14 protein-coding genes are annotated in these 11,898 nt (G+C 69.2%); 2 read left to right on the forward strand and 12 right to left on the reverse strand.

From position 1 onward, the window contains the following. Window positions 1-79: 79 nt before the first annotated feature. Entirely contained in the window at window positions 80-517 is a 438-nt protein-coding gene (locus tag ACQ1W9_RS00910; RefSeq protein ID WP_431024893.1) for a YqaA family protein, read from the forward strand. Between the two features lie 34 nt (window positions 518-551). Here the strand turns inward: ACQ1W9_RS00910 and ACQ1W9_RS00915 are convergent, their stop codons facing one another. From ACQ1W9_RS00915 to ACQ1W9_RS00935, 5 genes are all read right to left on the reverse strand, one after another. Beyond that, window positions 552-1,955, reverse strand: coding sequence for a TRAP transporter large permease (locus tag ACQ1W9_RS00915; RefSeq protein ID WP_431024894.1), 1,404 nt, complete (start codon window positions 1,953-1,955; stop codon window positions 552-554). Continuing rightward, complete coding sequence (locus ACQ1W9_RS00920) at window positions 1,955-2,515, reverse strand: TRAP transporter small permease subunit (protein WP_346061065.1); 561 nt, start codon at window positions 2,513-2,515, stop codon at window positions 1,955-1,957. Before ACQ1W9_RS00920 ends, ACQ1W9_RS00915 begins: the two co-directional genes overlap by 1 nt. A gap of 83 nt (window positions 2,516-2,598) precedes the next feature. Beyond that, window positions 2,599-3,420 (reverse strand): endonuclease/exonuclease/phosphatase family protein, encoded by an 822-nt coding sequence (locus tag ACQ1W9_RS00925; protein ID WP_431024895.1) that lies wholly within the window; start codon window positions 3,418-3,420, stop codon window positions 2,599-2,601. Window positions 3,421-3,424: 4 nt separating this feature from the next. Beyond that, a complete protein-coding gene (locus tag ACQ1W9_RS00930) occupies window positions 3,425-4,063 on the reverse strand; it encodes a thiol:disulfide interchange protein DsbA/DsbL (RefSeq protein ID WP_431024896.1) in 639 nt (212 codons plus the stop codon). A 170-nt stretch (window positions 4,064-4,233) separates the two neighbouring features. Beyond that, window positions 4,234-4,848: a c-type cytochrome gene (locus ACQ1W9_RS00935; RefSeq protein ID WP_431024897.1), complete on the reverse strand. Its 615-nt coding sequence runs from the start codon at window positions 4,846-4,848 to the stop codon at window positions 4,234-4,236. Between the two features lie 371 nt (window positions 4,849-5,219). On the opposite strand from ACQ1W9_RS00935, the gene yihA reads away from it, so the two are divergent. After that, on the forward strand, window positions 5,220-5,828 hold the full coding sequence (yihA, locus tag ACQ1W9_RS00940; protein ID WP_431024898.1) for a ribosome biogenesis GTP-binding protein YihA/YsxC: 609 nt from the start codon (window positions 5,220-5,222) through the stop codon (window positions 5,826-5,828). 6 nt (window positions 5,829-5,834) lie between these two features. Here yihA and ACQ1W9_RS00945 read toward each other — a convergent pair whose 3' ends face one another. Genes ACQ1W9_RS00945 through argH form a run of 7 tightly spaced genes read right to left on the reverse strand, consistent with a single transcriptional unit; the run spans window position 5,835 to window position 11,868 of the window. Further along, entirely contained in the window at window positions 5,835-6,581 is a 747-nt protein-coding gene (locus tag ACQ1W9_RS00945) for an HAD family hydrolase (RefSeq protein ID WP_431024899.1), read from the reverse strand. Continuing rightward, entirely contained in the window at window positions 6,578-7,498 is a 921-nt protein-coding gene (locus ACQ1W9_RS00950; protein ID WP_431024900.1) for a tyrosine recombinase XerC, read from the reverse strand. The genes ACQ1W9_RS00945 and ACQ1W9_RS00950 overlap by 4 nt, the downstream gene beginning before the upstream one ends. Beyond that, window positions 7,485-8,213, reverse strand: a complete 729-nt coding sequence (locus ACQ1W9_RS00955; protein WP_431024901.1) for a DUF484 family protein — start codon at window positions 8,211-8,213, stop codon at window positions 7,485-7,487. Before ACQ1W9_RS00955 ends, ACQ1W9_RS00950 begins: the two co-directional genes overlap by 14 nt. A 29-nt stretch (window positions 8,214-8,242) precedes the next feature. Beyond that, window positions 8,243-9,076, reverse strand: coding sequence for a diaminopimelate epimerase (gene dapF, locus ACQ1W9_RS00960; RefSeq protein ID WP_431024902.1), 834 nt, complete (start codon window positions 9,074-9,076; stop codon window positions 8,243-8,245). Then, window positions 9,076-10,347: a diaminopimelate decarboxylase gene (lysA, locus tag ACQ1W9_RS00965; RefSeq protein ID WP_431024903.1), complete on the reverse strand. Its 1,272-nt coding sequence runs from the start codon at window positions 10,345-10,347 to the stop codon at window positions 9,076-9,078. The genes dapF and lysA overlap by 1 nt, the downstream gene beginning before the upstream one ends. Window position 10,348: 1 nt before the next feature. Further along, window positions 10,349-10,474 (reverse strand): LPS translocon maturation chaperone LptM, encoded by a 126-nt coding sequence (lptM, locus tag ACQ1W9_RS00970; RefSeq protein WP_431024904.1) that lies wholly within the window; start codon window positions 10,472-10,474, stop codon window positions 10,349-10,351. Further along, window positions 10,474-11,868 carry an argininosuccinate lyase gene (gene argH, locus ACQ1W9_RS00975; protein ID WP_431024905.1) on the reverse strand — a complete coding sequence of 465 codons (1,395 nt, stop codon included), beginning with the start codon at window positions 11,866-11,868 and terminating at the stop codon, window positions 10,474-10,476. The genes lptM and argH overlap by 1 nt, the downstream gene beginning before the upstream one ends. Between the last annotated feature and the right edge of the window lie 30 nt (window positions 11,869-11,898).

Genomic DNA, 11,898 nt, shown 5'->3' on the forward strand with positions numbered 1-11,898 from the left:
GGGGGCTCGCCATGCTGAGCCTCTTCTTAGTAGCCCTGGTCAGCGCGACGCTGTTGCGAGGAGAGGCCGGGGGCCCGCCATGCTGAGCCTGTTCCTGGTGGCTCTGGTTAGCGCGACGCTGTTGCCCGGCGGCTCCGAGCTATGGCTGGCCCGGCTCTGGTGCCTGGGGGAGCCGGCCCTGCTGCTCTGGGTCGTGGCCACCGCCGGCAATACCCTGGGCAGCCTGATCAATGTCTGGCTGGGGCGCTATGCGCGACGTTTCCAGGATCGCCGCTGGTTTCCCGCCTCGCCGGCGGGGCTGGCCCGGGCCGAGCGCTGGTATCACCGCTTCGGCGAGTGGAGCCTGCTGCTCTCCTGGGCGCCGCTGATCGGTGATCCCCTGACGGTGCTGGCCGGAGTCTTCCGCCTGCCCTGGTGGCGCGCCCTGCTGCTGATCACCCTGGCCAAGGGGACCCGCTATGCGCTGGTCCTGCTGCTGGCCCGGCAGTGGCTGGCGCCGCTCTGCGGCGGCGCCTGATAGGCGCGGAGCCGGCGACTGCCGGCCCCGAGGCTTACAGAATGGAGGGCAGCCAGGTGGCTAGCCCGGGGAAGGCGGCCAGGGCCAGCAGCATGCTCAACTGCAGCAGGATAAAGGGGATGACCCCCCGGTAGATGGCCGAGGTGGGCACCGAGTCCGGGGTCACCCCGCGCAGATAGAAGAGCGCGAAGCCGAAGGGCGGGGTGAGGAAGGAGGTCTGCAGGTTGATGGCGATCATCACCCCCAGCCAGATGGGATCGATGCCCATGGCCAGCAGTACCGGGCCGACGATGGGCACCACCACGAAGGTGATCTCGATAAAGTCGAGGATAAAGCCCAGCAGGAAGATCACCAGCATCACGATCAGCATGGCGCCCACCACGCCGCCGGGCATCGCCTCGAACAGCCCGGTGACCAGCTCCTCGCCGCCATAGGCGCGGAACACCAGGGAGAAGAGGGTGGCGCCGATCAGGATCAGGAACACCATGCTGGTGACCTGGGTGGTGGTGCGGGCCACCTCCTTGAGCATGGTCAGGCTCACCCGCCCCTTGGCCAGGGCCAGCACCAGGGCGCCGAAGGCACCCACCGCGGAGGCCTCGGTGGGGGTGGCGAAGCCGCCGAGGATCGAGCCCAGCACGGCGACGATCAGCACCACCGGTGGCACCAGCCCCTTGAGCAGCAGCGGCCAGAGGCTGCCGCGGTGACCGAGCTCCTGCATCAGCGCCTGGCGATCGGCGGGGGGCGCCAACTGCGGCTTGAGCCAGGCGGTGATCGCCACATAGGCGATATAGGCCACCACCAGGATCAGCCCGGGGACCAGGGCGCCGACGAAGAGGTCGCCCACCGATACCGTCCTGGGGCTCCACACCCCCATGGCCAGCTGCGCCTGCTGGTAGGCGTTGGAGAGCACGTCACCGAGCAGCACCAGGGCGATGGAGGGGGGGATGATCTGGCCCAGGGTGCCGGTGGCGCAGATGGTGCCGGTGGCGAGCGAGGCCGAGTAGCCCCGCTTGAGCATGGTCGGCAGCGACAGCAGGCCCATGGTCACCACGGTGGCGCCGACGATGCCGGTGGAGGCGGCCAGCAGCATGCCGACCAGGATCACCGCGATGCCCAGGCCGCCGCGCAGGCCGCCGAAGGCCAGGGCCATGGCGTCGAGCAGGGTCTCGGCGACCCGCGACTTCTCCAGCAGCACCCCCATCAACACGAAGAGCGGCACCGCCAGCAGGGTCTGGTTGGTCATGATGCCGTAGACCCGGTTGGGCATGGCGGAGAGGAAGTTGGCCTCGAAGTGGAGGGCCACGCCCAGGGCCTCCAGGCCCATGCCCAGGCCGGCGAAGGCCAGGGCGGTGCCGGCCAGCGACAGGGCCACCGGATAGCCCAGCATCAGCACGACACAGATGGTGGCGAACAGGAAGAGCGGCATATAGTCGAGCACTAGAGCACCTCCTCGTGCTCGGGTTCCGGGGCCGCCAGGCGGCCGCGCAGGATCAGCACCTGGCGGATCAGCAGGGCGATGCCCTGGAGCAGCAGCAGCAGGGCCATCAGGGGAATCAGGGTCTTGACCAGGTAGGTCACCGGCAGGTTGGCATCCGAGGAGCGCTCCAGGATGGCCCAACTGCTGGCCACGTACTCGAGGCTGCCGAGGCCGATAAACAGCACCACCGGGAGCAGCAGGAAGAGGGTGCCGGCCAGGTCGATCCAGGCGCGGCCCTTGGCGGAGAGGCGGCGATAGAAGATATCCACCCGCACATGGCCGTCATGCTTGAGGGTGTAGGCGGCCCCCAGCATAAAGACCACGGCATGCATGGCCATCACCGACTCCTGCATGGCCATGCTGTGGATGCCCAGGGCGTAGCGCATCACCACCAGCACGAACTGCACCAGCATCATCGCCAGGGTAAGCCAGGCGATGGCCCGGCCGAGGGTCTCGATCACGCCCTCGATCCACCCGAGCAACGCCGGTTCGCGGCCCGTCGGTTCGCGAGTCGTTGTCATGGGAAAGTCTCGTTAGTGTCCGGCAGAAGGCGGCATCATCGCCGATTCGACGCCAGAGGTCACCCACCACCCTCAACGGGGTATCAGTTCCTGGTGGCCTGGATATGCCGGTAGAGGGCCAGTTGGCAGGCGTCTGGAAGATGGACATCCACCGCCACCGGCAGGTGATCCGAGAAGAGGTGATCCAGGACGCGTACCTCTTCCGCGACCAGGGAGTCGGATAGCAGGATATGGTCCAGGGCCCGGCGGGGTTGCCAGGAGGGGTAGCTGAGCAGCGGCTTGACCGGATGCAGGGGCAGGGCCGCACAGAAGTTGGGGTGGGCGTGGATCTGGTCCGGGGTGCAGTTGAGGTCGCCCATCACCACCACATGGCGCAGCGGCGTGATCAGCTCGCTGAGGTAGTCGAGCTGGCGCATGCGGCCGCGGTGACTCAGGGCCAGGTGGGCGACGAAGAGGTGCAGGGCATCGGGGCCCTCGCCGTAGCGGACATGGATGGCGCCGCGACCGGGAAGGGTGCCGGGCAGGCGGTGCTCCTCGATATGCGCCGGCGACAGCCGCGACAAGAGGCCATTGCTGTGCTGGGCGAAGCGCCCCAGGTTGCGATTGAGCTGCTGGAAATGGTGGGGGAAGCCGGCCCGCTGTGCCAGGTACTCCACCTGATTGATCTGGCTGGAGCGGAAGCTGCCGCCGTCGACCTCCTGGAGGCCGACGATATCGAACTGCCCCAGCACCTCGCCGACCATGTCCAGGCGGCCGCGGCGCTTGGGGTGGGGCAGCAGGTGCTGCCAGCTGCGGGTCAGGTAGTGGTGATAGGCCGAGGTATGAATGCCCACCTGCAGATTGAAGGTGAGCAGGCGCAGATGACCTGGTGCGTGGAAGGGTCTCATGGCCTCGGCCTGGGTCATGGGCCTACTCGCCTCGTTCCTGACGGACCTTGTCGATCAGTGCCTCGGCGATCAGCGGCATGTTTTCCAGGCTGCCGGCGCTGGAGGGGCTGATCAGGTAGCGGCCGTCGATCACCAGGGCCGGGACGCCCATCAGGCGCATGGCCCGCATGCGGCTATGGGCCTGGTTGACCTGGGAACGCACGCCGAAGGAGGTCAGGGCCTCCCGGGCCTCGGCCTCGTCGACGCCGAAGTCACCGAAGAAGGCGGCCACCTCGTCGGTATCGGTAAGGCGCTTACCCTGCTGGTGAATGGCGTCGAAGATGGCCGCATGGGCCTCGTCCAGGATGCCCAGGGACTCGGCGGCATAGAAGACGCCGGCATGGGCATTCCAGTCGCCGCCCATGGTGGCGGGCATATGCACCACGCTGACGTCGTCCTCCAGGGTGGGATACCACTCGGTGACGCTCGACTGCAGGCGATAGCAGTGGGGGCAGCCGTACCAGAAGGCCTCGGTGACTTCGATCTGTCCCTCCTCCACCACCGTTTCCACCGGGTTGGGCAGCAGTTCGTAGTGTTGGCCCTCCACCAGGGGGGTGGATTGGGCCTGGGCCAGGCCGGCCAGGCCGAAGATCGCCAGGGACGCCATCAGGGGCTTGAGCATGCGTGAACTCTCCTTGGAGCATGGGTAGGGATAAAGGTAACAGGATTCGCTGCCCCTTGCCGGGGCGACGGTCGCAGGCTTTGAGCGCGATCGGGCGACGGGGTTCCCAACGTTCGGGGGCGGCCAAGTTGGCCGCCCCCGAACGTTGCGCTGGCTAAGCGATGCCGGCCTCAGTGAAGGCCCAGCACATAGTTGGCCACGGCTTCCATGTCACGATCGCTCATCTTGGTGGCGATATCGCGCATGATGGCGTTGGGATCATTGGCCCGTTCGCCATCGGCGAAATTCTGCAGGGTGGCAACGATATAGTCGGGATGCTGACCGCTCAGGGCCGGATAGGCCGCGGAGCCGATGCCCACCCCGGTGGGGCTGTGGCAGGCGGCGCAGGCCGGGATGCCCTTGCCCATGTCGCCGGCGCGATAGAGTTCCTGGCCACGGGCCACCAGCTCGGCGTCCGGATCGGCCTGGCCCAGGTTGGCCTGCTGCTGGGCGAAGAAGGCCGCCACGTCCCAGGCGTCCTGGTCACTGAAGCCGTCCACCTGGCCGGCCATCTGCGGCACCAGGCGCTCGCCGTCGCGGATATCCATGATCTGCTTGGCCAGGTAGGAGGCCTGCTGGCCGGCCAGGTTGGGGAAGGCCGGGGAGGCGCTGATGCCTTCCTGGCCGTGACAGGCGGCGCAGGTCTGCGCCTTCTCGCGCCCCGCGGCGGGGTCGCCCTGGAGGTCGGCGTGGGCCACGCCCACTGCGCCCATGGTCAGGGCCAGGCTTGCCAGTAACTTTCTCATCGCTAATCCACTATGCCATTGATTGTTGACCGGAACGTATCCTGGGCGCCGCCCGCTGTCCATGCTGCGCCTCTATCGGGCGCGGTTCGTTGTCGGCGAGAGCAGGGTGGTACACTAGCCTGCCCCAGGTCGCTGAAAAATACAGGGCATTATAACGACTCGCCAGGGTGAGGTGAATCTGCCCGACCTGCCACCAAAGGAAACACTGCATAAATGTCTGCGCGGGCGAATCACTGCGTTGCGCGGTGCTCGAAATCCTCACCTATACCTCATAGGCTCCGGTTTCTGCGCTCCGTGCGCCTTGTGCTCCATCCCGCTCGCCGATTTATTCAGCGCTTCCCCTAAGCCGAACTTTCGCCAGGATCCCATCCATGCCGTCTCTCAACTACCAGACCGCCCGCTTTCTCACCAGTGCGCCGACCCTGGCCCAGTGCCCGCCGGACGAGGGGCGCGAGGTGGCCTTCGCCGGCCGTTCCAACGCCGGCAAGTCCAGCGCGATCAATACCCTGACCCAGCAGAAGGCCCTGGCGCGGACCTCCAAGACCCCCGGGCGCACCCAGTTGATCAACTTCTTCTCCCTGGGGGAGGAGACCGGGCGGCGCCTGGTGGACCTGCCCGGCTATGGCTTCGCCAAGGTGCCGGAGAAGGTCAAGCTGGAGTGGCAGCGCCACCTGGGCGAGTACCTGCGCGGACGGGCCTGCCTGGCCGGCCTGGTGCTGGTGATGGACGTGCGTCACCCGCTCACCGAGTTCGACCAGATGATGCTGGGCTGGGCCGACGAGCAGTCGATGCCGGTGCATATCCTGCTGACCAAGGCCGACAAGCTGAAGAGCGGCGCCGCCAAGGCGGCCCTGCTGCAGGTGCGCCAGCGCCTGCACGAGTGGGAGGACCTGGTCAGCGTGCAGCTCTTCTCGGCCCTCAAGCGCGAGGGCGTCGACGAGGCCCGGGCGCGGCTGGATGGCTGGCTGGCGGCCGAGTAACGGCCGTCAGGCCTGGCCCTGCAGCCGCGCCAGCAACGCCGGCAGCTCGCGCACATGGCTGAGGCGATGGATGCCCTCCGGCAGCGCCTCGCCCGCCGCCTGGTCGTGACGATCGATCCAGGCCACCCGCATGCCCAGGCGCCGGGCCGGCAGCACGTCCTCCTTCCAGGAGTCCCCCACGTGCAGGGCCCGCGACGGCGCGCTGTTGAGGCGTGCCAGGGCGGCCAGGAAGGGCCGCGCATCGGGCTTGGGGGCGAGCAGCTCGCCGGCGATGATCGACACCGGGAAGTGGCGTACCAGGGGCAACCGATTGAGGTCCACGTTGCCATTGGTGATCGTGGCCAGGCGGTAGTCCCCCGCCAGCCCCTCCAGCAGGGCGTCCACCTCCGGGTAGGGATCGAGGCGGTGACGCAGCTCCAGGAAGCGCTCCATGGCGGCGGTGGCCCACATCTCCGCCTCCTGTGAGGCGAGGCCATAGGCCTCCAGCAGTTCATAGAGGCTGCGCCGGCGGACCCAGGTGAAGTCGCCGCGGCGCAGCGGGAAGCGCCGCGCCACCTCGCCGCGGTGTTGCACGTAGGTGGGCAGCGGGAAGCGCTCGCCGTAGCGGCCCAGCTCGGCCAGCCGGGCCTCCAGCCAGGTACTCAGGGCGCTGTCCAGCCAGTGGTAGTGGCCCTGCTCGGCGTGCTCCATCACCGGGCCGTTGTCCCACAGGGTGTCGTCCAGATCGAAGGTCAGGGTATCGAGGCGCGTCATGGGTCATCCTGGCCGCCCTCGGGGCGGCGGCGTGCGCGTGGGTGGGCGGCATCGTAGCTGGCGGCCAGGTGCTGCCAGTCGAGGCGGGTATAGACCTGGGTGGTGCTCAGGTTGGCATGCCCCAGCAGCTCCTGCACCGCGCGCAGGTCCTGGCTCGACTCCAGCAGGTGGCTGGCGAAGGAGTGACGCAGGCGGTGGGGGTGCAGGTGCTCGGCGAGGCCGCGCTCCCGGGCCAGCTTGGCCAGGCGTAGCTGGATGGCGCGATGGCCCAGGCGGCTGCCCCGCCGGCCGACGAACAGCGCCGCTTCCTGCTCGCCGGCCAGCTGGCCACGCACCAGGAGCCAGGCGTCCAGGGCCTGGCGGGCACGCCGGCCGATGGGCAGTTGCCGCGGCTTGGCGCCCTTGCCCAGCACCCGCAGGCGGCGTGGCTGGAGGTCGTCCAGGTCGAGGCCGGCCAGCTCCGCCAGGCGCAGGCCGCAGGAGTAGAAGAGCTCCAGCATGGCCTGGTCGCGGCGCGCCAGGGGCGAGTCGTCATGGGGGGCGTCGAGGAAGCGCGCCAACTGGTCCACGTCCACCGGCTTGGGCAGGTGGCGGGGTTGGCGGGGCGCCTGGGAGAGGCGCACCGGGTCGTGATCGAGGCGGCCGCCCTCCACCAGATACGCCGCGAAGCGCGACAGGGCGGCGCGGCGCCGGGCCAGGCTGCGCGGCGCCAGGCCCCGGGCCCGCTCCTGGCCCAGGAAGCGTCGCACCAGGGCGGCGTCGAGCTCGCCCCAGTCGGCGAGCCCGGAAGCCTCGGCGAAGGCCAGGAAGGCGCTCAGGTCGCGGCGATAGGCGGCCAGGGTGGCCGGGCTCGCCTCCCGCGCCAGGGCGCCGAGGAAGGCCTCGAGCGCATCGGCGAGGGCCTCAGCGGGAGGCATCCCCGGCCCTCCCGTGATGCACCAGCAGCCGCGCCACCACCTCGCCCAGGTACTCGGTGAAGAGGGTGTCGAGGCTGGCGCGGAAGTGCTCGGTGTCGTGGCTGGCCAGCACCAGATAGCCCAGCGGCTCGCCCAGGGTCAGCCGGGTGATGACGCAGGAGCCGGCCTGGGCCGGCGCCTTGGCGTGGGGCAGCAGCAGCTTCCAGTCGGTGGCGGAGAGCCGGGAGCAGCGGCTGTTGCGGCCCTCCAGCAGGGCGCCCAGGCGCTGGCCGGCGGTGTCGTCCAGCACCTGGCGGGGCGCCTGGGGCGGGTGCGGTTCCCGGTCGGTGAGGCTGGCCGGACACCATAGGGCCACGGCGCTGGTCTGGAACTGCTCGGCGAGCTGGGTGGCCAGGGTCTGACCCAGGGCATCGCCGTCCTCGGCCTCCAGCAGGGCCAGTACCAGGCCGCGGGTGCGGCGATACTGGCCCTCGTTATGGCGGGCCGAGTCGAGCAGCTGCTCCAGGCGCCATTCGGCGGTCTCGGCCCGCTCGCGCAGGTCATGAACCAGGCGCTCCAGCAGCGAGATGGCGCCGTGCCCCTCCGGGTGGGGCACCTTGAGTTGCTGCAGCAACCCCTCGCGGCCGACGAAGAAGTCGGGATGACGGGCCAGCCAGTGGGCGACCCGTTCCGGGTCGAGGGTCTGGCGGGGCTCGGGGGCCTGGGCTCGCGTCATGGGGTAATTCCTCGTCGTGGTCGTGAGGTTCAGTTCAGGGGGACCCGGCCCTCGAAGACCCGCTCCGCGGGGCCGGTCATGGTCAGGGGGGCGCCGTCGCCGGCCCACTCGATGGTCAGCTCGCCGCCGGGCAGGTGCACCTTCACCGGGCTTTCCAGCAGCCCCTGGCGGATGCCGCTGGCCACCGCGGCGCAGGCGCCGGTGCCGCAGGCCAGGGTCTCGCCGCTGCCTCGCTCGTAGACCCGCAGGCGAATCTCGTGGGGCGAGACCACCTGCATAAAGCCGGCGTTGACCCGCTTGGGGAAGCGCGGGTGGGACTCGATGGCCGGGCCCAGCCGGGCCACCGGGGCGCCGTCCACGTCATCGACCCGCAGCACCGCATGGGGATTGCCCATGGAGACCACGCCGATCTCGAGGCGCTCGCCGTCCACCTCCAGGGCGTGACGCGGCAGGTCCTGGGCGGCCTCGAAGGGCAGCGACTCGGGGGCGAAACGCGGCGCCCCCATATCGACGCTGACCCGGCCGTCCTCCTGGATCACCAGGGTCAGGGGGCCGCCGGCGGTCTCGACGCGGATCTCGTGCTTGTGGGTCAGCCGCTGGTCGCGCACGAAGCGGGCGAAGCAGCGCGCCCCGTTGCCGCAGTTCTCCACCTCGCTGCCGTCGGCGTTGAAGATGCGGTAGCGGAAGTCCAGGTCCGGATCCCGGGGCGGCTCGACGATCAGCAGCTGATCGAAGCCGATGCCGAAGTGACGATCGGCGAGCTGGCGGATCTGCTCGTCGCGCAGCCGCGCCCGTTGGGTGACCAGGTCGACCACCATGAAGTCGTTACCCAGGCCATGCATCTTGGTGAAGTGCAGCAGCATCAGTCCGCGGCCTCCGGCAGCAGGGCCTCACCTTCCCACAGCGCCTCCAGGCGCTCGCGGCGGCGCACCAGGTGGGCCCGGTCGCCATCCACCATCACCTCGGCGGGACGCGGGCGGCTGTTGTAGGTGGAGGCCATCACGAAGCCGTAGGCCCCGGCGGAGCGCACCGCCAGCAGGTCGCCCGCGGCGATGGCCAGTTCGCGATCCTTGCCGAGGAAGTCGCCGGTCTCGCACACCGGGCCCACCACGTCATAGGTGGCGTTCTCCCGGGGCACCCGGGTATCCACCGGCAGGATGCGTTGCCAGGCCTGGTAGAGGGAGGGGCGGATCAGGTCGTTCATGCCGGCGTCGACGATGGCGAAGTTCTTGGTCTCGCCGGGCTTGAGGTACTCGACCCGGGTCAACAGCACCCCGGCATTGGCGGCGATGGAACGGCCCGGCTCGAACAGCAGGGTCAGGCGCTCGCCGCCGGGCCAGGCGGCCAGGCGCTCGAGCAGGGCGCGGGCGTAGTCGAAGGGCGCCGGCGGGCGCTCGTCCTGGTAGGGCACGCCGAGGCCGCCGCCGAGATCCAGGTGGGCGATCTCGATGCCGGACTCGCGCAGCCGCTCGAGCAGCACCAGCAGGCGATCCAGGGCGTCCAGGAAGGGCGAGAGCTCGGTGAGCTGGGAGCCGATATGGCAATCCAGGCCGCTGATGCGGATATTCGGCAGGCGCGCGGCGAGCTCGTAGACGCCCAGGGCCTCGTCCACCGGGATACCGAACTTGTTGTCCTTGAGGCCGGTGGAGATATAGGGGTGGGTGCCGGCATCCACGTCGGGATTGACCCGCAGCGAGACCGGCGCCACCTTGCCGAGGCGCCCAGCCACGGCGTTAAGGCGCTCGAGCTCCGGGCGCGATTCGACGTTGAAGCACTTGATGCCCGCCTCCAGGGCACGGGCCATCTCCGCCTCCTGCTTGGCGACCCCGGAGAAGACCACCTTGGCCGGGTCGCCGCCGGCGGCCAGCACCCGCTCCAGCTCGCCCTCCGAGACGATATCGAAGCCGGCGCCGAGGCGCGCCAGCAGGCCCAGCACCGCCAGGTTGGAGTTGGCCTTGACCGCATAGCAGATCAGGTGGGGGTGGCTACCCAGCGCCTCGGTGTAGGCGCGGAAGTGACGCTCCAGGGTGGCCCGGGAATAGACATAGCAGGGGGTGCCGAAGCGCTCGGCGATCTCCGCCAGGGGCACCTCTTCGCCATACAGGGCGCCGTCGCGGTACTCGAAATGATCCATCTTAGGCCTCGTCGTCGGTGGGGGCCGCCGCCTCGGGGGGCGGCGTCTCCGGCAAATACAGCGGGCCCTGCTGGCCGCAGCCGGTCAGCAGCATCAGCAGCAGGAGCCCCAGGGCCAGCCGGGCCATCAGCGCAGCGCCTTCAGGGCGTCGCGGGCCCGCTGGGCGGCGGCGCGGACCTGATCGGGGGCGGTGCCGCCGATATGGTTACGGGCCGCCACCGAGCCTTCCAGGGTCAGCACCTCGAAGACATCCGCCTCGATCACCTCGGAGAACTGGCGCAGCTCGTCGAGGGTCATCTCGGAGAGGTCCTTGGTCTCGCGGATGCCGAAGGCCACCGACTCGCCGACGATCTCGTGAGCGTCGCGGAAGGCCACGCCCTTGCGCACCAGGTAGTCCGCCAGGTCGGTGGCGGTGGAGAAGCCCTTGCGGGCCGCCTCGCGCATGCTGTCGGCCTTGGCCTCGATGGCCGGCACCATGTCGGCGAAGGCCTTGAGGCAGTCCTTGACGGTGTCCAGGGTATCGAACAGCGGCTCCTTGTCCTCCTGGTTGTCCTTGTTGTAGGCCAGCGGCTGGGACTTCATCAGGGTCAGCAGGCCCATCAGGTGGCCGTAGACCCGGCCCGACTTGCCGCGCACCAGCTCCGGCACGTCCGGGTTCTTCTTCTGCGGCATGATCGAGGAGCCGGTGCAGAAGCGGTCGGGCAGGTCGATGAAATCGAACTGGGCGCTGGTCCACAGCACCAGTTCCTCGCTCATCCGCGACATATGCATCAGCAGCAGGCTGGCGAAGCTGGTGAACTCGATGGCGAAGTCGCGATCGCTGACCGCGTCCAGGCTGTTCTCCGCCGGGCGCTCGAAGCCCAGCAGCTCGGCGGTGACGTGGCGGTCGATGGGGTAGGTGGTGCCGGCGAGTGCCGCCGCGCCCAGGGGCATCACATTGACCCGCTTGCGGCAGTCGAGCAGGCGCTCGTGGTCCCGGGCCAGCATCTCCTGCCAGGCCAGCAGGTGGTGGCCGAAGGTCACCGGCTGGGCGGTCTGCAGGTGAGTGAAGCCGGGCATGATGGTCTCGGCCTCGCGGTCGGCCAGCTCGATCAGGCCCTCGCGCAGGCGGGCCAGCTCGGCGGCGACGATATCGATCTCGTCGCGCAGGAAGAGGCGGATATCGGTGGCCACCTGGTCGTTACGGGAACGGCCGGTATGCAGTTTCTTGCCGGTGATGCCGATCTTGTCGGTGAGACGCGCCTCGATATTCATGTGCACGTCTTCGAGCTTCACCGACCAGGGGAATTCGCCGCGACGGATCTCGTCGTCGATCTCGCCCAGGCCGGCGACGATGGCGTCGCGCTCGGCATCGGTCAGCACCCCGACCCGGGCCAGCATGGTGGCATGGGCGATGGAGCCCTGGATATCGTGGTGGGCCAGGCGTTGGTCGAAGTCCACCGAGGCGGTGAAGCGTTCGACGAAGGCATCGGTGGGCTCGCTGAAACGGCCGCCCCAGGACTGGTTGGTCGACTTCGTCATCGGAGGAAAAATCCTGCAAGTTGGCTGACA

The sequence above is a fragment of the Halomonas sp. H5 genome, assembly GCF_050613175.1.
Taxonomy (GTDB): domain Bacteria; phylum Pseudomonadota; class Gammaproteobacteria; order Pseudomonadales; family Halomonadaceae; genus Bisbaumannia; species Bisbaumannia salifodinae.

Coding starts and splice junctions, on each gene's coding strand:
- ACQ1W9_RS00955 (WP_431024901.1), bottom strand. CDS start 8,213: ATGACGCGAGCCCAGGCCCCCGAGCCCCGCCAGACCCTCGACCCGGAA.
- ACQ1W9_RS00950 (WP_431024900.1), bottom strand. CDS start 7,498: ATGCCTCCCGCTGAGGCCCTCGCCGATGCGCTCGAGGCCTTCCTCGGC.
- ACQ1W9_RS00910 (WP_431024893.1), top strand. CDS start 80: ATGCTGAGCCTGTTCCTGGTGGCTCTGGTTAGCGCGACGCTGTTGCCC.
- ACQ1W9_RS00935 (WP_431024897.1), bottom strand. CDS start 4,848: ATGAGAAAGTTACTGGCAAGCCTGGCCCTGACCATGGGCGCAGTGGGC.
- ACQ1W9_RS00930 (WP_431024896.1), bottom strand. CDS start 4,063: ATGCTCAAGCCCCTGATGGCGTCCCTGGCGATCTTCGGCCTGGCCGGC.
- ACQ1W9_RS00920 (WP_346061065.1), bottom strand. CDS start 2,515: ATGACAACGACTCGCGAACCGACGGGCCGCGAACCGGCGTTGCTCGGG.
- ACQ1W9_RS00925 (WP_431024895.1), bottom strand. CDS start 3,420: ATGACCCAGGCCGAGGCCATGAGACCCTTCCACGCACCAGGTCATCTG.
- lptM (WP_431024904.1), bottom strand. CDS start 10,474: ATGGCCCGGCTGGCCCTGGGGCTCCTGCTGCTGATGCTGCTGACCGGC.
- yihA (WP_431024898.1), top strand. CDS start 5,220: ATGCCGTCTCTCAACTACCAGACCGCCCGCTTTCTCACCAGTGCGCCG.
- ACQ1W9_RS00945 (WP_431024899.1), bottom strand. CDS start 6,581: ATGACGCGCCTCGATACCCTGACCTTCGATCTGGACGACACCCTGTGG.
- argH (WP_431024905.1), bottom strand. CDS start 11,868: ATGACGAAGTCGACCAACCAGTCCTGGGGCGGCCGTTTCAGCGAGCCC.
- dapF (WP_431024902.1), bottom strand. CDS start 9,076: ATGCTGCTGCACTTCACCAAGATGCATGGCCTGGGTAACGACTTCATG.
- lysA (WP_431024903.1), bottom strand. CDS start 10,347: ATGGATCATTTCGAGTACCGCGACGGCGCCCTGTATGGCGAAGAGGTG.